24 protein-coding genes, 1 pseudogene and 1 other annotated feature are annotated in these 19,545 nt (G+C 61.7%); of the genes and pseudogenes, 10 read left to right on the top strand and 15 right to left on the bottom strand.

The annotated features are described in order from the left end of the window. Positions 1-345 precede the first annotated feature (345 nt). A protein-coding gene (locus CVM50_RS00400) for an IS3 family transposase (protein ID WP_100148399.1) occupies positions 346-1,574 on the bottom strand; the annotation gives its coding sequence in 2 pieces (ribosomal slippage) (positions 346-1,286 and positions 1,286-1,574; 1,230 coding nt in all). Further along, positions 1,177-1,293 (bottom strand) — a sequence feature (AL1L pseudoknot). Its footprint overlaps the gene before it by 117 nt. A gap of 304 nt (positions 1,575-1,878) precedes the next feature. Between CVM50_RS00400 and CVM50_RS00395 the strand changes: the two genes are divergently transcribed. Continuing rightward, positions 1,879-2,337: a hypothetical protein gene (locus CVM50_RS00395; protein ID WP_085889870.1), complete on the top strand. Its 459-nt coding sequence runs from the start codon at positions 1,879-1,881 to the stop codon at positions 2,335-2,337. A 92-nt stretch (positions 2,338-2,429) separates the two neighbouring features. Here CVM50_RS00395 and CVM50_RS00390 read toward each other — a convergent pair whose 3' ends face one another. Then, the gene (locus CVM50_RS00390) at positions 2,430-2,846 is read right to left on the bottom strand and encodes an RrF2 family transcriptional regulator (RefSeq protein WP_085889871.1); all 417 of its coding nucleotides are present in this window, start codon (positions 2,844-2,846) and stop codon (positions 2,430-2,432) included. A gap of 125 nt (positions 2,847-2,971) precedes the next feature. Here CVM50_RS00390 and CVM50_RS00385 point away from each other — a divergent pair, with 125 nt between their 5' ends. The 4 genes and pseudogenes from CVM50_RS00385 to CVM50_RS00370 all read left to right on the top strand — a co-directional run bounded on the left by CVM50_RS00385 (position 2,972) and on the right by CVM50_RS00370 (position 5,376). Then, a complete protein-coding gene (locus CVM50_RS00385) occupies positions 2,972-3,670 on the top strand; it encodes a 5-formyltetrahydrofolate cyclo-ligase (protein ID WP_085889872.1) in 699 nt (232 codons plus the stop codon). Between the two features lie 2 nt (positions 3,671-3,672). After that, positions 3,673-4,086, top strand: coding sequence for a PAS domain-containing protein (locus CVM50_RS00380; RefSeq protein WP_085889873.1), 414 nt, complete (start codon positions 3,673-3,675; stop codon positions 4,084-4,086). Between the two features lie 158 nt (positions 4,087-4,244). Further along, positions 4,245-4,531, top strand: a pseudogene (locus CVM50_RS00375) (integrase core domain-containing protein); the annotation flags it as partial. A gap of 155 nt (positions 4,532-4,686) precedes the next feature. Further along, entirely contained in the window at positions 4,687-5,376 is a 690-nt protein-coding gene (locus CVM50_RS00370; protein ID WP_085889875.1) for a pseudouridine synthase, read from the top strand. A gap of 14 nt (positions 5,377-5,390) precedes the next feature. Here CVM50_RS00370 and CVM50_RS22305 read toward each other — a convergent pair whose 3' ends face one another. The 12 genes from CVM50_RS22305 to CVM50_RS00315 all read right to left on the bottom strand — a co-directional run bounded on the left by CVM50_RS22305 (position 5,391) and on the right by CVM50_RS00315 (position 13,611). Beyond that, positions 5,391-5,783: a dehydrogenase family protein gene (locus tag CVM50_RS22305; protein ID WP_332835651.1), complete on the bottom strand. Its 393-nt coding sequence runs from the start codon at positions 5,781-5,783 to the stop codon at positions 5,391-5,393. Between the two features lie 7 nt (positions 5,784-5,790). Beyond that, a complete protein-coding gene (locus CVM50_RS00365) occupies positions 5,791-6,747 on the bottom strand; it encodes a Glu/Leu/Phe/Val dehydrogenase dimerization domain-containing protein (protein ID WP_332835650.1) in 957 nt (318 codons plus the stop codon). Between the two features lie 300 nt (positions 6,748-7,047). Further along, positions 7,048-7,929, bottom strand: a complete 882-nt coding sequence (locus CVM50_RS00360) for a DUF2189 domain-containing protein (RefSeq protein WP_085889876.1) — start codon at positions 7,927-7,929, stop codon at positions 7,048-7,050. Beyond that, positions 7,923-8,096 (bottom strand): hypothetical protein, encoded by a 174-nt coding sequence (locus tag CVM50_RS00355; protein ID WP_190325630.1) that lies wholly within the window; start codon positions 8,094-8,096, stop codon positions 7,923-7,925. The genes CVM50_RS00360 and CVM50_RS00355 overlap by 7 nt, the downstream gene beginning before the upstream one ends. Beyond that, positions 8,093-8,971 (bottom strand): cytochrome-c oxidase, cbb3-type subunit III, encoded by an 879-nt coding sequence (gene ccoP, locus CVM50_RS00350; protein ID WP_085889877.1) that lies wholly within the window; start codon positions 8,969-8,971, stop codon positions 8,093-8,095. The genes CVM50_RS00355 and ccoP overlap by 4 nt, the downstream gene beginning before the upstream one ends. Continuing rightward, positions 8,962-9,132, bottom strand: a complete 171-nt coding sequence (locus CVM50_RS00345; RefSeq protein ID WP_069086739.1) for a cbb3-type cytochrome c oxidase subunit 3 — start codon at positions 9,130-9,132, stop codon at positions 8,962-8,964. The genes ccoP and CVM50_RS00345 overlap by 10 nt, the downstream gene beginning before the upstream one ends. 4 nt (positions 9,133-9,136) lie before the next feature. After that, entirely contained in the window at positions 9,137-9,913 is a 777-nt protein-coding gene (gene ccoO / locus CVM50_RS00340) for a cytochrome-c oxidase, cbb3-type subunit II (RefSeq protein ID WP_085889878.1), read from the bottom strand. Positions 9,914-9,917: 4 nt separating this feature from the next. Beyond that, on the bottom strand, positions 9,918-11,570 hold the full coding sequence (ccoN, locus tag CVM50_RS00335; protein ID WP_085889879.1) for a cytochrome-c oxidase, cbb3-type subunit I: 1,653 nt from the start codon (positions 11,568-11,570) through the stop codon (positions 9,918-9,920). Continuing rightward, a complete protein-coding gene (gene ccoS, locus CVM50_RS00330; protein ID WP_085889880.1) occupies positions 11,567-11,752 on the bottom strand; it encodes a cbb3-type cytochrome oxidase assembly protein CcoS in 186 nt (61 codons plus the stop codon). Before ccoS ends, ccoN begins: the two co-directional genes overlap by 4 nt. Next, the gene (locus CVM50_RS00325) at positions 11,749-12,780 is read right to left on the bottom strand and encodes an NAD(P)H-dependent flavin oxidoreductase (protein ID WP_085889881.1); all 1,032 of its coding nucleotides are present in this window, start codon (positions 12,778-12,780) and stop codon (positions 11,749-11,751) included. Before CVM50_RS00325 ends, ccoS begins: the two co-directional genes overlap by 4 nt. Beyond that, on the bottom strand, positions 12,777-13,154 hold the full coding sequence (locus tag CVM50_RS00320; RefSeq protein WP_085889882.1) for a DUF488 domain-containing protein: 378 nt from the start codon (positions 13,152-13,154) through the stop codon (positions 12,777-12,779). Before CVM50_RS00320 ends, CVM50_RS00325 begins: the two co-directional genes overlap by 4 nt. A gap of 7 nt (positions 13,155-13,161) precedes the next feature. After that, on the bottom strand, positions 13,162-13,611 hold the full coding sequence (locus tag CVM50_RS00315) for a group III truncated hemoglobin (RefSeq protein ID WP_085889883.1): 450 nt from the start codon (positions 13,609-13,611) through the stop codon (positions 13,162-13,164). Between the two features lie 151 nt (positions 13,612-13,762). On the opposite strand from CVM50_RS00315, the gene CVM50_RS00310 reads away from it, so the two are divergent. From CVM50_RS00310 to CVM50_RS00290, 5 genes are all read left to right on the top strand, one after another. Next, complete coding sequence (locus CVM50_RS00310; protein ID WP_085889919.1) at positions 13,763-14,041, top strand: DUF6522 family protein; 279 nt, start codon at positions 13,763-13,765, stop codon at positions 14,039-14,041. 177 nt (positions 14,042-14,218) lie between these two features. Continuing rightward, on the top strand, positions 14,219-14,671 hold the full coding sequence (locus CVM50_RS00305) for a hypothetical protein (RefSeq protein WP_085889884.1): 453 nt from the start codon (positions 14,219-14,221) through the stop codon (positions 14,669-14,671). Between the two features lie 391 nt (positions 14,672-15,062). After that, positions 15,063-15,560, top strand: coding sequence for a hypothetical protein (locus CVM50_RS00300; RefSeq protein ID WP_157792102.1), 498 nt, complete (start codon positions 15,063-15,065; stop codon positions 15,558-15,560). 129 nt (positions 15,561-15,689) lie between these two features. Beyond that, positions 15,690-16,484, top strand: coding sequence for an SH3 domain-containing protein (locus CVM50_RS00295; protein WP_143515654.1), 795 nt, complete (start codon positions 15,690-15,692; stop codon positions 16,482-16,484). 26 nt (positions 16,485-16,510) lie between these two features. Beyond that, positions 16,511-17,050 (top strand): hypothetical protein, encoded by a 540-nt coding sequence (locus CVM50_RS00290; protein WP_143515655.1) that lies wholly within the window; start codon positions 16,511-16,513, stop codon positions 17,048-17,050. 1,003 nt (positions 17,051-18,053) lie between these two features. Here the strand turns inward: CVM50_RS00290 and CVM50_RS00285 are convergent. Continuing rightward, positions 18,054-19,424, bottom strand: a complete 1,371-nt coding sequence (locus CVM50_RS00285; RefSeq protein ID WP_085889920.1) for an aminotransferase-like domain-containing protein — start codon at positions 19,422-19,424, stop codon at positions 18,054-18,056. Positions 19,425-19,545: the final 121 nt, after the last annotated feature.

Here is a 19,545-nt window from a genome sequence, read left to right as displayed (position 1 = left end):
CGCACCACGTCAGCCGGGCGACCCGCACAGGCGTGATCTTCCGGCCAGATTGGCGCGTTTGCCACTTCGACTGATCTGTAAGAGATCGAGATGACCCCGAGGCGCGGACCGGCAAGCGGCCTGATCCCGCCCGGGGCTACCGGCGGTTCAGTGTGTTTCCTGCGTTGAGCAGGAACCTCGTATGAAGACTGAACATGGTCATGAATGAGATATCGGCAAGCCGCGTGTGTTTATCAAGAGGAAGACGCAGTTTGCGACTTTCTGGCGCTGACGCCATCAGAGGCGGACGAGGCTCATGGATGATTTTGAACCGCCCCGGGTTTGCCGGAGGCTGATTGTCGTTAGTTACGCGGCCATGTCTTCAGTTTCCAGAGCTGCGTAGAAGTTGGCTTCTGCCTCGGCTGGTGGGATATTCCCGATGGGCTCGAGCAGGCGGCGGTTGTTGAACCAGTCGACCCATTCGAGGGTGGCATATTCGACGGCCTCGAAGCTGCGCCATGGGCCGCGACGATGAATGACTTCGGCCTTGTAGAGGCCGTTGATCGTTTCGGCCAAGGCATTGTCATAGCTGTCGCCAACACTGCCGACCGATGGTTCGATGCCGGCTTCGCCCAGCCTTTCGGTGTAGCGAATGGACAGATATTGCGAGCCGCGATCGCTATGATGGACCAGCCCCATGGCCTTTGTCGGCCTTCGGTCATGGACTGCCTGCTCCAGTGCATCCAGGACAAAACCAGTCTGCGCCGAGGTGCTGGCGCGCCAGCCGACGATCTTGCGCGCATAGGCGTCGATGACGAAAGCGACATATACGAACCCCTTCCAGGTGGCGACATAGGTGAAGTCGCTGACCCAGAGCATGTTGGGAGCCGGGACGCGGAACTCGCGGTTCACCTTGTCCAGAGGACACGGGGCCTTCTTGTCGGGGATCGTTGTCCGATGCGGTTTGCCGCGGATGATGCCCTGGATGTCCATGTCCCGCATGAGCCGTGCCACCGTGCAACGCGCGACAACGAAGCCTTCCCGGAAAAGCTGCCGCCAGATCTTACGGACGCCGTAGACCTTGTAGTTCTCCTCCCAGACGCGTTCGATCTCGGGCCGCAGGGCAGCATCTCGGCGGGCACGGTCCGACAACCGGGCCGGATTGGCCCGCTTCGCAAGATGATCATAGTAGGTGGAGGGGGCGATCGGCAGCACCGTGCAGATCGGCTCGACCCCATGCGCATCACGATGCGCCTCAATGAAATCCACCATCACTTCGACCGGCGGTCGAGCTCCGCCATCGCAAAATACGCCGACGCCTTCCGAAGTATCTCGTTGGCCTGACGCAGTTCGCGGTTCTCCCGCTCCAGCGCCTTCATTCTCTCGGCCATCTCGCTGGGAACGCCTGAACGCTTGCCGCTGTCCACCTCAGCCTTCTTGACCCAGTCGTTCAGCGTGTTCGCCGAGCAGCCGATCTTCGCTGCGATCGAAGTTATCGCCTGCCAGCGAGATCCGTGCTGGCCCTCGTTGTCGAGAACCATCCGCACGGCGCGCTCACGCACTTCGGGGGAAAACTTGTTCGTGGTCTTGCTCATGATGCTCCATCCTACTCAAGAGTTGGACTCTCCGGCAAACCCGGGGCGGTTCATTTCCTGCCAAAGGAGATCGCTGACCTCGGTTATATTGTTCGCCGCACCACGGTCGTGACGCTTGACAGAATCCATTTGTTTCATAGCTTACATGTATGGTTACGAACGAAAACCTCTTCCGGTTTCTGCTTCTGAACCGCCTCCCTGCCCGGGCGGCGAGCGCGTAACCGCGTTCACGGCCACCCGGGGATTTCTCGAACATTTTGATAGAGACATCGGGTCTGCCGAGATCAGCCCCTGGGAGATAATCATGACCAACGCACAACATGTGCGGGTGCCGAATAGCTTTGCTTACGACACCACGCCAGAAAATCACCTCAACGACGCCGAGTTTTTCCTTCGGCCTTCTGACCGCGCCGACATCGAGTGGCTGCTTTCCCGAGATGACCCCGCGGCACGGAATATGCCGCGTCTGGTAGAACAGATCCTGCGCTACAAGATGCGGACGGCCGGGAAAGCGATTGGCAAAGGCATCGACCAAATCGCATTGCCTATGAAACGCATTACATATTCTGAAAGCAATGGCCCGGTACGGAAGGGCATTTTGACAATGAGCATAGTAGAACGGCCGGGCCGCATTCCGGTGGGGTCCCAGCTCGGCGCAACACTCTTGGGCATGTCAAGACACCAAGAAGAGCCCCTGAAGAAAGAAGACGGTCGCACTGTCATTGTTGGCGTTTTGAAGATCGAAACAGTGGAACCGGTCTAATGCGTCGAGTAGCAGATCGATCTGCGGCAAGGAACCGCGTGTAACGTGCCGTGTCGGTTAATCTGCGCCGACGTAGCGCCACGATCGCCGTGTCATGCGGGTTCCGGTGCGGGAAGGGCGACGTCGGCAAGGGTCGAGCGGTTGAGGTTCTCGATAAAGGCCATCTCGGCAACCCGAAGCCGGGTCTTTAGGCGACAGCATCCGTCGATCGTGCAATCCCCGCCGTTCGGTTGAAAGCACTCGACAAGGGCTTGGCCCTCCTCCAACACTCGCACCACGTCCCCCAACCGGATTTCGTCGGGGGCGTGGGCCAGGGTGGCACCGCCACCGCCTCCACGACGTGTCTGCACCAGCCCGGCCCGACCGAGTTTCTGCATGATCTTAATGAGATGGTTGCGGGAAAGCTGGAATTCCTCGGCGAGATCAGCCGTGGAAAAAGCCCGGTCCGGCGCGCTGGCAAGGCGCATCAGCATGCGGAGTCCGTAGTCGGTGAAGGAGGTAAGGCGCATCTGCCATCCATGAAGTGGTATTTACAGTGCCTATTATGGCGCTTATCCAGAGAAGTGAATAGTCCCGGCGCAGAGAGGCGGCTCCTGCCACGAGGATGACTATACCTGAAGTTGGGAGTTCGGACATGGGCAATGGGTCCAACAGCTTCAAGAGTGAGGGAAACTTTGCCTCGCCGCCTTGCATGGCGGCAGAGGTCGATCCTGGGTATTTCGACCCCTTGGCCATAGATCCCGAACAAGCTCGCGACGTGGCCCGGTGGCGCACGGCGGAACGCAAGCGGCTTCGCGAGGCGCGTCGGACGCTGGCCTCGCCCCAGAGGAAAGCAATAAGTGAAGCGTTGATGGCAGGATTGGCGAGATTGCTTGCAGCGCACTCTGCCGGCACTGGTGGCGGGGTTGTCGCCTTCTATTGGCCGATCAAGGACGAGCCGGACCTGCGATCTCTGATGGCCGAGATGCAGGCGTCTGGCCGCCGCATTGCGCTGCCTCTGGTGGAGACGCGGTCGGCGCCCTTGGTGTTCCGCCTGTGGACTCCGGAGACGCGGATGGAGCGCGGATACTGGAACATCCCGGTGCCGCCACGGGACGCGCAGGAGGTGATACCGGATGTCGTTCTCGCGCCTCTCATGGGCTGGGACAGCGAAGGGTATCGTCTTGGCTATGGCGGGGGGTATTTCGATCGAACCCTCGCGGCGCTGTCGCCGCAACCCTTCAGCATCGGCGTCGGCTTAGCCTCGGCGCAGCTGCCCACGATCTATCCGCAACCCCACGATATTCCGATGGATGCCATACTCACCGAGCGTGGGACCGAAGTCGGAGGCTAACGATGGACAGGGAGCAGATTGCGCGAAAACTGTTCGAGGGCATGCCCGATGCGCTGGTGGTCGCGGACCGCGAAGGCATCATCCGCGTCTGGAACGGGGGCGCGGAGCGGATATTCGGCTTTGCAGAGGGGGAGGCGCTTGGCCACTCATTGGACATCATCACGCCGGAGCGCCTTCGCGAGCGACACTGGATCGGCTATGAAGCCACCATGCGGACGGGCCAAACCAAATATGGCGCAGGCGATCTTTTGTCAGTTCCAGCAATCCGTAAGGACGGAGCACAGATCTCGATCCAGTTTTCCATCGTTCCGTTGCGCGGCGAGGATGGCGACTTGCAGGCGGTCGCGGCGATCATGCGCGACGTCACCGAGGACTTCGAAGAGCGCAAGAGGTTGCGGCGCGCGCTTCGCAGTTGACGGGACTGTCGAGGCGCTCTCTCTGCATGTTTTGAGAGGGCGGATTATCAAACTATCCGCTTGATCTTCGGCGATCCGATCTTCGAAACTTGGCTCGCGGCTATAGAGATAGCGGACCGCCTCCCCGCGCGGTCGCTCGTATCAGGATGCTGAATGAACGGTCGAATTATGGTCCAGAGTTCGCGGCCCAGACTGTCAGGCACTGGATTCGCCCAGCGTGGCCGAGACAGCCTACTCCGAAACGGGCTTACCTTGGGAAAACGGATGCTGCGAGAGCTTCAATGCCCGGTCTGGCGACAAAATGTTCAACGGAGAAATCTTCTATAGTCTCAGAGAAGCGCAGGCTCTGATTGAGCGACGAAGGAAGCACCGCAACACCAAGCGACCCCACAGCGCTCTGGACTATCACCCTTCAGCTCCTGAAACTATCGTCCCGATGAACTGAAAGCCGGTCATTCTCCATCATTCAAACTGGATTTTCCGTGTGAAACAGAGCATGGCCGCAGAGCCACAAGATCCCAGCGTGGTGCAATTCGCTCACGAGGATCACCGGATTTGTCCAGCAGTTCATTCACACGTGTAGACAGGCTCTTGTCCTCGATGGGATATGGTGCCCGCAAGGACATCGCGCGGCTGGCGCGATCTGGTGGTATTGTCTTCGATCAGGCTGAGATCCTGGACGCCTCCGTCCGCATCCCTGTCAGCGCGGACCTGCTCTGCCGCATGACGGTCGCGGGCAGGCCGCTTGATCCGCTTGCTGGCTTGGTCGTCATGATGAACAAACCCTTGGGCGTGACCTGTTCGCACAAGGAGGCAGGCGAACTCGTCTATGATAGGCTGCCTGCTCGCTGGCGACGCCGCAAACCCGCAATTTCAACCATTGGGCGTTTGGACAAACAGACCTCGGGCCTTTTGCTTCTGACCGACGACGGAGACCTTCTGCACCGTATCAGCAGCCCCAGAAGTCGGCTCAGAAAGACCTACCGCGCCACGCTTGCCCGTCCACTCGACGGCACGGAAACCGCACTGTTTGCGTCCGGCAGACTCACGCTCAGAGGCGATGACAAACCCCTGGCGTCGGCAGTGCTGGACATAATCTCGGAAACCGAAGCCCTGATCACCGTGACCGAGGGCCGATACCACCAAGTTCGCCGCATGTTCGCCGCCACCGGCAATTTCGTAGAAGCTCTGCGACGTGAACGCCTGGGCGATCTCTGCCTGCACGACTCCTTGGCCCCCGGACGATGGAAGCTGCTGAGCCAGGAAGAGATCGCTCTCGTCTTTCGATGACCGAGGGGATCGGCTCAGATCACTCCCAGCATCCGCATGGCTTTCGCAACCCGCTCGAAACCGGCGATGTTCGCGCCCAGGACGTAGTCGCCGGGAGCGCCATATTCATCGGCAGTTTCGGCGCATCTGTCGTGGATGCTTTTCATGATCTGAGCCAACCGCTGTTCGGTCTGCTCAAAGCTCCAACGGTCACGGCTGGCGTTCTGCTGCATTTCCAGTGCCGACGTTGCAACGCCCCCCGCGTTCGCAGCCTTGCCGGGCCCGAACAGGATGCCGGCCTCGCGCAGGATACGGATCGCCTCGGGGGTGCAGGGCATGTTCGCGCCTTCGCCGACAGCCAGAACGCCGTTCTTGACAAGTGATTTCGCGTCCTTGCCCGTCAGTTCGTTCTGGGTGGCCGAGGGCATTGCCACGTCACAGGGTAGATCCCAGACAGAGCCTTTCCCGACAGGGCACAAAATGAACCCCGTCCCCACGCAACCGGGCATATTCCGAAATGCACTTTCGGCGCACGATCTTAATCTCCTGGAGCAGGGCAAGATCAATCCCGGCTTCGTCTATGACGTAACCGCTGGAATCCGAACAGGCGATGACCGTGCCCCCAAAGGATTGCACCTTTTCGAGGGTATGGATGGCGACATTGCCCGCGCCCGATACCACGACGCGCTTACCGTCGAAGTCGCTCTGGCGCGTTGCAAGCATGGCCCTGGTAAAATAGGTGTTGCCGAAACCAGTTGCCTCGGTCCGGGCGCGGGATCCGCCGTAGGCGATGGCCTTGCCGGTAAACACGCCTGATTCATAACGGTTGGTCAGGCGCTTGTATTGCCCGAACATGTATCCGATTTCACGCCCTCCAACGCCGATATCGCCGGCCGGGACATCCGTCTGCTCGCCCAAGTGGCGGTGCAGTTCGGTCATGAGAGATTGGCAAAAGCGCATGATCTCGCCGTCGGATTTGTTCTTGGGGTCGAAATCCGTTCCGCCTTTTCCGCCACCGATCGGCAGGCCGGTCAGGGCATTCTTGAAGGTCTGCTCGAAGCCCAGGAACTTGATGATCCCCAGATTGACGGACGGGTGGAAGCGCATCCCTCCCTTGTAGGGGCCGAGGGACGAGTTGAACTGGATGCGAAATCCTCGATTGATCTGAACATTCCCTTGGTCGTCAACCCAAGGGATGCGAAAGATAATCTGTCGCTCGGGTTCGCAGATCCGTTCGATGAGCGCTTGTTCGAGATAATCAGGGTGCTTTGCCACGACGCGCCCGAGGCTTTCCATCACCTCGTGCAGGGCCTGGTGAAATTCCGGCTCGCCGGCATTGCGCCTCGCCACTTGGGCAAGGATCGGTTGTAGCTTTTCGTCGATATTGTTCATGTGCCTCGTCGCATCAAAGGGGGGGGGCTGGGTGCGGAAAATGTGTGCATCAGGACCACGAGCGCCCATTTGCTAATCAGCTATTTGATCCTCGACTATCGTGCAAACCGTTCTCGCGCAGGAGGACGTCGAAGGGGATGTTGTGCGGTTGTGGGGCGGTGAGAGTAAGCTGCGCTGCATCTATTGTGACCCCGATGACAATCGGTTTCGGCTGCAGCACCGGTGATGACCCAGACATTTGCCTTGCCGCGACCGGCCTCACATCAGGTAGCAGGCTTCTGCAGCTTCGCCGATGGAGGATCAGGCCGGACGAATGAACATGCGATCATCTTCACGCGCGGCGGCATCGTCGGAGCGGATGGTGCGGTAGCAATGCCACGTGGCGTGTCCCAGCAACGGAAACACCAGGATCAGCCCCAGTCCGGCCGTGAGTAGGCATAGGACGAACAGCACCACCACGATGGCGCCCCAGGCGATCATCACCCCAAGGTTGTTCCAGACCATCGCCATGCTGATCCCGAGCGCGGAGAGTGCGTCGGTCCGTTCCGTCAGCAGCATCGGAAAGGCGAAGACGCTGATGGCGAAGGAGAAGGCGGCGAAGAGCGCACCGACGGCAGAGCCGACCAGCAACAGGGCCCAGCCAGTAGGAGTCAGGAGAAGCATCGGAACGATCTCCTCGGTGCCGGGAAAGGCCACCATGCCGAAGAACAGTGCATAGATCAGGACCGCCGCGCGCATCCACAGCAGGAAAAGCCCCAGCAGCATGACCCCCATGAAGACACCGGCACGGCCGGACCGAAGCCGGACGAAGAGCATCGGCACGAGGCCGACGGGTTCGCCTGCCTCCAGTCGCCGACTTTTCTCATAAAGCCCGCCGGCGATCAGCGGCCCGACCACCATGAAACCCGCGAGCGCCGGGAGCAGCGCATAGTCGAATTCCAAGTGGAACAGGAACCAGACCACGGCGACTGAGACGAGGAAAACGCCGAGGCCGTAGACCAGACTCGGAAGCGGGTGGGTCCACAGATCGCGCCACCCGGCCCGTAGCCATGTGAAGGCGGTGCGCCACGCCAGATCGCGGGCGTGCGGGCTCGGGCGCGCAAGGGGGGGGACCACCTTCGGAATGACGCCCCCGGCGTGCGGATTGTCGGGCGGCGGCGGGGCGTTATTCTGGCTCAGCATGACGGTTTCGCCGGACGGTAGGTGCCGGCGCCTTCCTTGGCGGTTTCAACGCAGCTCGGTTGCGACGACAGCGAGACCGAGACGAGATGGATATTGGCGGCCGCGAAGACGGCCACTACCAGCAATGCGGCGGAGATCGCCAGAACACGGGGCCGCTCAATGGTCATTCCGGGCCTCCATCGGCCAGCGAGGTGATATAGATGGCAAGCATCTTGCGCTGCGCTTTGGTCAGGCGGTTTTCCCATGCGGGCATCCAGCCCTGTCGGCCACCATAGATCGTCTCGAACAGCGCCTCATCGGAGCCGCCGTAGATCCAGTGGGTATCTGTGAGGTTCGGGGCACCAAGGTCCTGCACGCCCGCGCCATCCTCGCCGTGGCAGCTTGCGCAATTGTCGGCGAAGAGCGCGGCGCCTTCCTCCAGGCGCTCGGGCGAGGCGCCGCTGTCGAGGCCCGCCAGCGACTGCACGTAGTCCGCTGCGATGCGGATCTGTCCCCGGTCGAGCATGCCATCGCGGCCGAACGCCAGCATCTCGGCATAGCGCGTGTCGGGATGAGGTGAATTGATGCCGACGCGCAGGGTTTCGAGAATCGTTTCATCGTCACCGCCCCAGAGCCAAGCGTCATCGACCAGGGAGGGATAACCAGGCCCGCCTTCGGCGCGGCTTCCGTGGCAGGCCGCGCAATTGTCACCGAAGAGTGCGGGCGCTGCCCGGTCGACGTTGGCCATGAGCAGGGTATCGTCACGGATTTTGTCCAACGGGAGCGCGGCGATTTGATCCGCCCAGATGCCACGGGTGGCATCCGCGGCGGCTACGCGCTCTTTCACCTGTTCTTGTTGGTCAATGCCCAGCAGCCCGCGAGTATAGGTGTTCACCAGTGGCCAAGCCGGCATGAGCACCCAGTAGACCAGTGCCCAGATATGGGTGACAATTATGAAGAACCACACCGCCCGCGGCACGCGGGTGTTCAGCTCGGTGATCCCGTTCCATTCGTGACCCGTGGTCTGGTGCCCGGTGAGGGGATCTCGTTCCTTTACCGACATGGCCCGTCCTCGTCATCCAAGATGCTGTTGGCGGCCTTGTCGAAGCGTTTGCCCAGCGACGGCCAGTAGGCGTAGACGGTGATCCCCACGGACAGGGCGATGAGGTAAAACAGCCCGAAGGACTTGGCGATCACCGAGGTCAGGTCATGGGTAAGATCCATCCTGTCACTCCTCCCCGAGTGGCTGATTTGCGAAGGCGGCGTCGGTGAGCCTGCCAAGGATCTGGAGGTAGGCCACCAGCGCGTCCATCTCCGTGACCCGATCCCGCTGTCCGTCGAAGTGACGGACGCCGGTCGCGTCGCCATATCGCTCGCTTATCCCGTCGGCCGCATCGGTGTCGGGCCGGGCCTGGCCGCGAGCGTCGGCAGCGGCATTGGCGATCTGTTCATCGCTGTAGGGCACGCCCACCGCCCGGAGCGCCGCGAGGCGGTCCGGCAGGTTCTCTGTCTCGAGCGTCCGGTCCAGCAGGAAAGCGTATTGCGGCATGACCGATTCCGGCACCACGGCGCGTGGATCGACCAAGTGGCGCACGTGCCAGTCATCGGAATACTTGTTGCCCAGCCGCGCAAGGTCCGGCCCGGTCCGCTTGGACCCCCAGAGCATCGGGTGATCGTATTGCGATTCCACCGCCAGCGAATAGGGGCCGTAGCGATCCACCTCGTCCTGTAGGGTGCGGATCATCTGGGAGTGGCAGGCATAGCAGCCCTCACGAATATAGATGTCGCGCCCGGCCTGCTCGAGCGGCGTGTAAAGCCGCATGTCCGGTGCGGCCTCGACCGTTTCGTCAATGGTGAAGAGCGGCGCGATCTCGACGAACCCGCCCACACCGGCGGCGACGATGATGCCAAGGGTCAGGGCCATCGAGTGCCGCTCGGTGCGGTAGTGGGTCCGGGCGTGGAACTCGAACAGGCGGGCGAAGGGGGAGAGGATCTTGCGAAACATCGTGTCACTCCGCTGCCGGAACGGCAGGTTCTACCGCTTCGGACGAGGTGGGGTAGTCGCGTTCCGGCCGTTTTTCGGGGGCGTGCCGGATCGTCATGTAGACGTTGTAGGCCGCCAGGATCGCCCCGGTCAGGAACAGGGCCCCGCCGCAGGCCCGTGCGACGTAATAGGGATGCATGGCCACCAGCGTGTCGGTGAAGGAATAGGCCAGCGTGCCGCTGTCGGTGTAGGTGCGCCACATCAGCCCCTGGATGATGCCGCTGTTCCACATCGCGAAGACGTAAATCACCGTGCCGGCCAGCGCGAGCCAGAAGTGCCATTCCACCAGCTTCCAGGAATACATCGTCTCGCGCTTCCACAGCAGTGGGACGACGGAGTAGATTGAGCCAAAGGTGATCAAAGCCACCCAGCCCATCGCGCCGGCATGGACATGCCCTACCGTCCAGTCAGTGTAATGCGACAGCGAGTTCACCGCACGCACAGCCATGAACGAGCCTTCGAAGGTGGACAGCCCGTAGAACACCGCCGCCACCATCATGAAGCGCAGCGTGGCGTCGTCGCGCACCTTGTGCCAGGCGCCGTTCAGCGTCATCAGCGCGTTGCCCGCGCTGGCCCAGGAGGGCACCAGCAGCATGACCGAAAAGGTCATGCCCAGCGTCTGCACCCATTGCGGCAGGGCGGTGTAATGCAGGTGATGCGAGCCGGCCCAGATGTAGAAAAACACGATGCCCCAGAACGACAGGATCGACAGGCGGTAGGAATAGATCGGCCGCTCCGCCCGCTTGGGTAGGAAGTAGTAGAGCATGCCGAGGAACCCGGCGGTCAGGAAGAAGGCGACCGCGTTATGGCCATACCACCATTGCGTCATCGCGTCCTGGACTCCCGCGAATGCCGAGTAGCTCTTTGCTCCTGTCAGGCTGGCGGGGACAGCGAGGTTGTTGACGATATGAAGGATCGCCACGACCAGGATGAAGGCGAGGTAATACCAGTTGGCCACGTAGATATGCGGCTCGTTGCGGCGCGCCAGCGTGCGGATGTAGAGCACGAAGTAGACCACCCAGACGATGACCAGCCAGATGTCGGCATACCATTCCGGTTCGGCGTATTCCTTCGACTGGGTTACCCCCATCAGGTAGCCAGAGGCGGCAATGATGCAGAAGAGGTTGAAGCCCAGCAGCACGAACCACGGTGAGACATGTCCCGCCAGCCGGGCCCGGCTGGTGCGTTGCATGACGTGATAGGAGGTGGCGATGAGGGCGTTGCCACCGAATCCGAAGATCACCCCCGATGTGTGAACGGGGCGGATGCGGCCGAAGCTCGACCACGCCGCGTCGATGCGCAGGTCGGGCCAGGCAAGTTGCGCCGCCACCCAGACCCCCATGCCCATACCGACGACGGCCCAGAACAGGGCAATCACGAGGCCGGCCTTGGTCGGGTCATCATAGTAGTCGACCGTGCGGTCCTCGGCCGGTTCGGGCTCGCCAATCGCACGCAGGACGAAGAAGGTCGTGATACCGGCTGCAATCAGCACGATCGCGCCGTGGCTCCCCATCGGATCGCCATGACCCGCTGCGGCCATCACCAGCCCGACAATCGCCATGACGACACAAATTATCAATGCGATCTGGCGTTCGGCACCTGTCAACCGCTCCATCATCTGGCAACCTCCCGGTCAGTTCTATGTCTTGGTGGCAGCGGACGGTCCTCCGTCTGGAGGATCCGGCGGGCATCGCCTTCCGGGTCGTCGAACTGGTCAGTCTTCATCGCCCAGAAAAATGCTCCGAGGCCGATGGCACCCATCATCAGCGTTACTGGTATCAGCAGTAGAAGGATGCTCATGTCCGCCCCACCGGCGTTTGCCGGCCTGATGCGAGGCGAGCCTGAGCCTCGGCACACAGGGTGTTCAGGCGCTGCGCCGCCGGGACAATCTCGTCGATCTCACCCGCTCCGGTGCCGCAATAAAGCGGCATCTGTTCAAGATCTCCGGTCGTGGTGCGCAGGGGCGAGTCCGTGCTCTGGCGCAGCCGCGGGATGAGGCCGTCGCGGGCGATCACCTTATGTGCGATCCTCTCGGGGTCATGTCCCATCAGGGCCGGGCCAAAGGTCTCGGTGACGCTGTTGCGGAGGACGCGCACGACCGATCCCTTGGGCCAGTTCAGCACGAAGCCGTCGGTCAGGACGGTATCCTCCCCCTGCGCGGTCACGACCCGTTGCTTGTGGTAGTCGTGGGCGAAGGATTCGGCCGTGGCCAGGAAGGCGGTGCCGCACTGGACGCCCTGCGCCCCGAACGAGAGCGCCCGGGCCAGCCCCTTGCCGTTGCTGATGCCGCCCGAGGCGACAACCGACAGGGCCGTGGTGTCCAGCACGGCCCGGAGCAGGTCGAATGTCGGGGTGCGCCCGTGAACGTGGCCGCCAGCATCCTGCCCCTGTGCGATCAACACATCCGCACCGGCGGCTTCGGCCTCCCGTGCCGCGCGCAGCGTGCCCACCTGGTGCAGCAGGAGAGCGCCTGCCGTCTTCACCCGGGCAATGGCCTCGGGCACGACATCCCAGAAGAACGAGAAGACCGCCACTTCCATCGCGAGGCAGGTTTCGATTTGCTGGTCCAGCAGGTCTGGGTCGGTGGCTGCGGGGATAAGGTTGACGGCAAAAGGACGGTTTGACAGCCGGCGATAGGCTCCGATCTCCGAGGCGATCAGTGAAGGCGCTTCGCGCACCATCCCCAGTGTCGGGAAACCGCCGGCATTGGCGACCGCGGCGGCCAGTTCGGAACGCGCGACGCCTCCCATGCCGGCCAGGATGACGGGATACTCGCATCCCAGAAGGTCGCACAGGGGCGTGCGAAGGGACCCGTCTTCAAGCGTCATGACTTGCTCCCCTTGAGCCGCTGCTTCAGGTAGTCCCGCAGGACCACAGCCTGGTTGTGGTCCCGGTCCTTCGCGGCGAAGAGCAGAGTGACGGGGCCGGCTCGGCACCATGCGAGGCAGCGGTCAACGGCGTCCGTATTGTCAGCCAGTTCTTGCAGGTAGCGGTTGCGGAATTCCCTCCATTTATCCGGGTCGTGGTCGAACCATTTCCTGAGCTCGGTGGTCGGCGCGATGTCCTTGATCCAGTCATCGTGTCCGAGATCGGCCTTTGGAATACCTCGCGGCCAGATCCGGTCCACGAGCAGCCTCGTGCGGTCCGTATCGGACGCCTCGTCGTGAACGCGGGCAATATCGATATCGAATTGCTTCGCCATGCGAGCCTCAAGCCAGGTTCGGGATGCCGGTCCCTCGTGCATCCTGGACCGCGAAGTTGAGCGACCGGGCGATGCGTTCGGCCCGTTCGACGACATGGGCGGCGCCTGCGGGCGTGCAGATCTCCGTTGCAGTCTCGCGAAAGAGCATGATCCACCGCTCGAAATGGCCCCAGTCAATCGGCAGGCCGACGTGCTTGGGCACTGGGGCGCCATGATAGCGGCCTGTCATAAGGGCAACTGACGACCAGAAAGCAGTCATCCGCTCCAGATGCGGTGGCCAGTCATCGATGCGCGCCGCGAAGATCGGGCCAAGAACAGGATCCTTGCGGATCTTGTCATAGAAGGCATGGACCAGCTCGCGCAGGACCGCCTCATCGAGCCCAGTCCGTGCCTCGAGATCGGCTGTGATCTCCGGTCGCGCGGAGGGGCTTCGCGAAGAAGTCTGGATGGAGGTCATCGGAGTGGCACCTTGGTCGCAGTTGTATTGACGGGGTACGTTCCCCAAGTGGTATTGTAAATACCTATTGGAGTCGAGCGCAATCGCGCGAAACCGCGCAGAGCCCGACAGGCGCAGATCGGCGCGGGACCAGGGAATGGGAGACAGTGCGATGAGCGAAGTATCCAAGACCGACAGTGGGTTCGTTGTGGAAGCAGCCGCCATCGCGCGGGCCTTCAAGATCACGGAAGAGCAGGTCCGGGAAGAGATGCGGAATGGGCTCATCAGCAGCCGCTCCGAGAGCGGGACAGACGAAGACGAAGGACGTTGGCGCATGACCTTCTATCGCGCCGACCGCGCGTTCCGTCTCGTTGTCGACGAAGAGGGGGAGGTGCTGTCGCGGGGAAGCTTTCCCGTCACTCCGCGAGCGCGGTCAGGGCGTCGGGATTGACACTCGTCAGGCGGCAAGCAACGATCAACCCATGGTCAGGTATCAGATCAAGTTCCGGTTTCTTCTGCTGAACCGCCCTTAGCCCCGGGCGGATCGTGGGCGTTTTATGCGCAGCGATCTCCCGGGGACATCTCGAGAAAAGTTCTGAGATTGTAGGAGGGAACTCCAGGGGGAAACATGGCCATACCTGACGTTACGGGATCAACGATACCGCGACACGGAAAGCCGGAAGCGGGTGGCGGGGATTGCAAGTGCCGCCTGACAAAAGCCGATCGGCTGAGAATCGAGAGATTTCTGAGCTTCGCCAACAACAGCAGTGTCGCCTACTCCCAGCTCATGCTGGATACTCTACACCAGAAACTGCAGGTGGCCGTTGCGATTGAGGGTGCGGCACCGTCCGATGTTGCCACGTTTGGCAGCTACATTTCTTGCGTGGTGGATGAGAAAGATATCGAATGCGGGGTTCTCAGTTTCGGCCTTGTGACGCGTGCTGGAGAAATCCCGATTCACTCCCTCTTGGGGGGCGCGCTCATCGGAATGTCGACCGGGCAACGCACTAAGCTGCTGTCCGAAGACGGCACCACCCGGTCATTGGTGGTAACCCAGGTGGGCGTGCCTTTTGCCGTGTAGTGACGGGTTGCAACTAATGCGGTCACTGGAGCATCCGACGCGGGGACTACCGGCATCAACGGCTTGCCTGGAGACGGGACAGCCTCACTGGTCTTCATTTTCCGTCTCACGGAAAGGTTTCCCACCCCGCCTGAAAGGATCAGCCCAGCGGGTGGTGGCATCTGCTGCTCCGAGGACCCGGCAAAGTTTGACTTGGCGTCGGAAACTTCATAGCGTGGCGTGATGTCTGTGTCGTCATGCAAAATCAGAGGCCGGTCGTTTCCGGGATCTCTGCTGAACCGCTCCCTGCCCCGGGCAGGGGGTCGCATGCGCTGACCTCCACGCTCGGGGATCTTCTTCACCAACAACTTTGGTTTCTTGAGGCTTGCGTTGAGCAGGCCGAGGAGAAGATATGCGAACATCAAGTGAAATGGCGACTCTCGCCGGAAGATCGGGCAACGAGGCTGCAGCGATTGATACCCGGACGTTCGGAAGCGTCGAGGCCATGCGACCGATCCAATCGTTCCTTTCCAAGCGGGACATCTGGCATCTGCAAGAGCTGGGGAGGGAATGCGCAGCTATCGAAGGCGGTGTCTTTCCTCTGCTCTCCCACCTGATCCGGGCAAAGCTTCAGGATGCACATATTCTGAATCCCGAAGAAGAGGCAGGAAGCGTCGCCACCCTGGGCTCACGTGTGACCTACTCTATCCGGGGGACGGCACCATTAACTCGGACACTCTTTGACCATGGTTTTGCACATGACCAGGGAGGTATCCCGATCAAGACATTCCTCGGGGTCACCTTGCTCGGCATGAAGGTGGGACAGACGGTGCCGCTCCTAAACGCAAGTGGGACGACAGAGCCGCTCGAGCTTGTTGCGATACCGTGGCAAGTCGAGGCGAGAACGTAGCTGACTTGCGCAGGACGACGGATCGCGAAGACCTTTGCAACTTGCCCGCCGACTTAAACCAGGTCGGCGGGTCGATCCTTTTCCATCGCAAGGGTGCAAGCACCTGAGCCGCGAAGTGCTGGAGGTATCATGACAACGAATACGCGCCGAATGCTCGATGTGGTCTTGACCGCCATTGGCGTCTCCCTGCTGCCTGGCATCTTGAGTGCGGAGATTGATGGGCATGGTCCCGACGCATGGCGGGTGACCGGGGTTGCTGCAGATGATGTTCTGAACGCTCGGATGGGGCCCGGCACCGGCTATCCGGTGATCGAGACCTTTGCCCATGATGCGCGGGGATTGGAGGAGATCGCCTGCGTGCCGTTCTTCACCATGGCGCATTACTCAGCCATGACCGAGGCAGAGATCGAGGCTCTGCCGCCACGATGGTGCCTGGTGCGTTCGGCGGACATGAGCAAGGCCGGCTGGGTGGCACAACGCTACCTGATTGCCGAAGGCTACGAGAAGGTAGAGACGCCCGCCGCCGATACGGACGAGGCGCCGGGTGATGCGATGATCCGCGAGGCGCAGGAGCTTGTCAGCGCCCTATATGAGAGCGCGCGCCTGGCACGGATGGGTGGGCCAGAGCCGCTCGATCCGGCGCATGCGGGCACTTTCTTCTCTGCGGATGTCGTGGCGGCCATTCAAGCGACACCGCTTCAGGCCGACCCGATCTATGGCGCGCAGGATTTCGATGGCAGCGTAAGTGTCCCGCAACCCGATCCCGAACAGCCCATGGTGCGCGGCATGATCACCATCAATGTTGGGATTGAGAATTTCGGGCGGAGGCACACCGCCGTCTTCCGGCTGCGCCCAAACACGGGCCGGCCCGGCGCGCCGTTGCGTATCTTCCGCGTCGAACATGACGGCTGGACATTCCCGTAAGTGGCGCAAGACCTATGGAGACTATTATGAACACGAAACTTCTTTCGGTCCTTGTGACCGGCCTGCTGATAATTTCCCAGGCGGCGACGGCCCAGATCGAGACGGTCCCGGTCGGCACGGTAACCGCCACCCTCGGCGAGGCGGCCTACGAGGGTGAAACCCTCGACGTTCCGTCCGAAGGAACGTCAACCGCGGAATGGCGCACCTTCGGTCCGGTGTCCTCGCTGAGCATCCAAGCACATGACCCGAATGCGGAGAGCATCATGCAGGGCATCCTGACGATCGAGATATCCCTTATGGGCACAGACGCCCCGGCCGCGATGATGGATGCCTCTGTGTCGTGGTGGCCAGAGGGCATGAATGCACCCTTCTACATGAACGAGGAGATCGGGGACGACCTGAGCATCTCGATCGACACGCTCTCCCTCGAAGAAGAGGGGTCGACGATCACAGGCAGCTTTTCCGCGAAGTTGTGCCGCAAGGAAAGCTTCTTTGACGATGCTGACAAGGAGGACTGCCTTCCGGTCGCCGGGCATTTTGACACGGCCCTGAAGAGGGCGGAGTAAGGGCGTCCCGGCCGGCCGGCTCACGCCATTCGGCGTGGTTTCAACCGTCTACGAACTGTCTCCCAGCCTCAACCCTTGCGGGGGCCCAGACATTCATCCGGCAGAGTGGAGGCTGAGGGCGGAGCTGTCTCCAGGGCGAGTGCGCTGGATCTTGGCCGCCGACGGTGCCGATCGAGGCCCGATAGTCAGTTTTTGCGGACAATGTTCTGGCTCGCGGGGCCGTAGTGCAGCGCATGCAGAGCGACGGCCAGACCCACGCGTTCGAGCAGGCATAGAGCCACTCGCGCGAAAAGATGCGCTTGCCGAACCGGTCCCTGATCCAGAGCGTCCGCGGCCGCGCCGCGTCAAATAAGCAATGCTGCAGGTCCTCGACGTTGCTCCTTGAGGGAGGTGACACTATTCTTGAGGAGAATTTCACGCCCCTTGGCGATAGCCGGCACGATGCAGCTGCTGCGCGCCAATTAGGTCGTGGAGCTCGGACGACCCGGAGGGGATGGGATGGTGGGCCATATCTTGTCTGAGAGGCCCTCTCAGAGGCACATATGGCGGGTTTTGCGCGTCCCGAAATTTCATGGATGCGGAAAACCGGTCCCGAGGATCCTTCGCGGCACACCGTCGAGACGGCTATTAGTCGCTCGTATGGGAGGGCATGAGCGCCGTTTTTTCCGTGTGAGGAAAGTTGCTTACTGAAGGTCTGCGGGAGTGAGTGATGGTCCACAGAAGGGTGCTGCGAGGCTCCAGAGGGCCGAATCAGCGCTTGGGATCCGTTCGTTGAGGTTCCGATTCGGCTCTCGGGACCGGCGGAGCGTGCTCATCTCGGGACCGGCTCCGCCGCGGAGCAGGTTCTTGGTGCAGCGTGATACCTGTCTGACGGACTGAATCGGTGATCGGCTTCGGGAGGGCTTGCGCCGAGGACGACCTCAAGGAAGTCCTCGGACTTCAGTGCAGGTGCGGTCGTCGCGAACTGAATGCGGCTTCCGAGACCGGTGTCCCGATGATCTGTCTATCCGACCCAAGCATCGGGTTGTAGGGAATTTGTCATGAGGAGCAACCCTCTGCGCAGCTCCTCGCGCGATATGGAGCCGCCCAGGCAGACGCGGACATGCTCGTCAGGGCTCCCGAGGACAGTGAACGCATCGGAAGGCATGATGCCGATGTGCCGTCCTGCCAGTCGGCCCATCAGGTCCGCGCGTCCCGCCCCCTCGGGCAGCCGTAGCCAGACGTTGAAGGCATTCGGCGCCGATCGATATTCCAGCCCGGCCAGCAACTCGGTTGCGATCGCTTGTCGTGCTGCGCTTTCGACACGAATGTAGCCGAGGATTTCATCAGCGGTGCCGTCCTCGATCCAGCGGGTTGCCAGTGCGGAGGAGATCGGTGAGGCCATGACGGCCGTGCTTCGCAGGGCGTGCCCCAGGCTGAGGGCACACCGGCTGGAGGGTGCGGTGCAGTAGGCGAGTCGCAATCCGCCTCCAAGGCACTTCGATAACCCTCCGATATACCAGGTGAGGTCCGGAGCATGAGTGGCGAGGGCCGCAGGCGCATCGGAGGGAACGAACCCGTAGGCGTCATCCTCGATCACGTGGAGCCCGTGCGCGGTCACGACGTCTGCGATCTGCCGCCTGCGCTGCGCCGGAACGGTCACGGTGGTCGGGTTGTGCAGGGTGGGGGTGAGATAGAGAGCCCTTGGCTTGTGCTCCTGGATCGCGCAGTCGAGCGCGCCCGGGATGATCCCCTCTTCGTCCATGGGCAGGCCCTGGAGGTTCAGGCGCAGTCGTGCCGCGATGGCGCGCAAGCCGGGATAGGAGACGGCCTCGCATAGGATCGTGTCTCCGGGATCGGCCAGAATGGTCAGGATCGCCAGGATGGTCGCATGAGCCCCGGGCGTGATCGCCACGCACTCAGCGCTCGGATTCAGTCCCCGCTTGCCGAGCCAGGTCATGGCTGCGCTTTTGTCTCGATCGCTTCCCGTGGAAGACTGGTATCGAAGCAAAGGCGTCATGTTGTTGCCAACATATCCGAGGCCTTCCCGCATGCGGCGCAGTAGCCGCTCGTCGCGCGGCTCCGGCGGCATGTTCATCGTCAGATCCTCGTCCCGAGTTCGTTCCGGATCAGGCCCCGAGGCTCGAGCCAGCTGCGCCGTTACGAAAGTCCCCCTCCCGACATGGCTTTCCACCAGCCCCCGCTTCTGGGCCTCCGAATAGCCACGGGAGACGGTCGTGAAGTCCAGGCCCAGGAGATCCGCGAGCTTTCTCTGTGGCGGCAGACGATCTCCCGCACGTAGCACGCCCCTCTCCAGATCCCGCACGATGGCGTCAGCGATCGCGACATAGCGTGGGCTTCCGTTTTGCGAGATCTCGGGACACCAGTCGTTCATAGCCATACCACTCCATGCCTTTTCCGACATATAAGGTCATCTCTCAGGAGATTGAAGGTATGATTGTATGCATGACTGTCCCAGGAACGCCTCATACACGCACATAATGTCGCATGCACAG

Origin of the sequence: Pseudooceanicola marinus (assembly GCF_002786295.1) — a bacterium.
GTDB classification, from domain to species: domain Bacteria; phylum Pseudomonadota; class Alphaproteobacteria; order Rhodobacterales; family Rhodobacteraceae; genus Pseudooceanicola; species Pseudooceanicola marinus.
The sequence above is the reverse complement of the archived record's forward strand: the minus strand, read 5'-3'. Positions and strand labels throughout refer to the sequence as shown.

Coding starts and splice junctions, on each gene's coding strand:
- CVM50_RS00285 (WP_085889920.1), bottom strand. CDS start 19,424: ATGAACGACTGGTGTCCCGAGATCTCGCAAAACGGAAGCCCACGCTAT.
- CVM50_RS00390 (WP_085889871.1), bottom strand. CDS start 2,846: ATGCGCCTTACCTCCTTCACCGACTACGGACTCCGCATGCTGATGCGC.
- ccoP (WP_085889877.1), bottom strand. CDS start 8,971: ATGTCGGTAAAGGAACGAGATCCCCTCACCGGGCACCAGACCACGGGT.
- CVM50_RS00325 (WP_085889881.1), bottom strand. CDS start 12,780: ATGACGCTTGAAGACGGGTCCCTTCGCACGCCCCTGTGCGACCTTCTG.
- ccoN (WP_085889879.1), bottom strand. CDS start 11,570: ATGATGGAGCGGTTGACAGGTGCCGAACGCCAGATCGCATTGATAATT.
- CVM50_RS00370 (WP_085889875.1), top strand. CDS start 4,687: ATGGGATATGGTGCCCGCAAGGACATCGCGCGGCTGGCGCGATCTGGT.
- CVM50_RS00315 (WP_085889883.1), bottom strand. CDS start 13,611: ATGACCTCCATCCAGACTTCTTCGCGAAGCCCCTCCGCGCGACCGGAG.
- CVM50_RS00360 (WP_085889876.1), bottom strand. CDS start 7,929: ATGCTGAGCCAGAATAACGCCCCGCCGCCGCCCGACAATCCGCACGCC.
- CVM50_RS00365 (WP_332835650.1), bottom strand. CDS start 6,747: ATGAACAATATCGACGAAAAGCTACAACCGATCCTTGCCCAAGTGGCG.
- CVM50_RS00345 (WP_069086739.1), bottom strand. CDS start 9,132: ATGGATCTTACCCATGACCTGACCTCGGTGATCGCCAAGTCCTTCGGG.
- CVM50_RS22305 (WP_332835651.1), bottom strand. CDS start 5,783: ATGCCCTCGGCCACCCAGAACGAACTGACGGGCAAGGACGCGAAATCA.
- CVM50_RS00300 (WP_157792102.1), top strand. CDS start 15,063: ATGCGAACATCAAGTGAAATGGCGACTCTCGCCGGAAGATCGGGCAAC.
- CVM50_RS00380 (WP_085889873.1), top strand. CDS start 3,673: ATGGACAGGGAGCAGATTGCGCGAAAACTGTTCGAGGGCATGCCCGAT.
- CVM50_RS00305 (WP_085889884.1), top strand. CDS start 14,219: ATGGCCATACCTGACGTTACGGGATCAACGATACCGCGACACGGAAAG.
- ccoS (WP_085889880.1), bottom strand. CDS start 11,752: ATGAGCATCCTTCTACTGCTGATACCAGTAACGCTGATGATGGGTGCC.
- CVM50_RS00385 (WP_085889872.1), top strand. CDS start 2,972: ATGGGCAATGGGTCCAACAGCTTCAAGAGTGAGGGAAACTTTGCCTCG.
- CVM50_RS00295 (WP_143515654.1), top strand. CDS start 15,690: ATGACAACGAATACGCGCCGAATGCTCGATGTGGTCTTGACCGCCATT.
- CVM50_RS00355 (WP_190325630.1), bottom strand. CDS start 8,096: ATGACCATTGAGCGGCCCCGTGTTCTGGCGATCTCCGCCGCATTGCTG.
- CVM50_RS00310 (WP_085889919.1), top strand. CDS start 13,763: ATGAGCGAAGTATCCAAGACCGACAGTGGGTTCGTTGTGGAAGCAGCC.
- CVM50_RS00320 (WP_085889882.1), bottom strand. CDS start 13,154: ATGGCGAAGCAATTCGATATCGATATTGCCCGCGTTCACGACGAGGCG.
- CVM50_RS00290 (WP_143515655.1), top strand. CDS start 16,511: ATGAACACGAAACTTCTTTCGGTCCTTGTGACCGGCCTGCTGATAATT.
- ccoO (WP_085889878.1), bottom strand. CDS start 9,913: ATGTTTCGCAAGATCCTCTCCCCCTTCGCCCGCCTGTTCGAGTTCCAC.
- CVM50_RS00395 (WP_085889870.1), top strand. CDS start 1,879: ATGACCAACGCACAACATGTGCGGGTGCCGAATAGCTTTGCTTACGAC.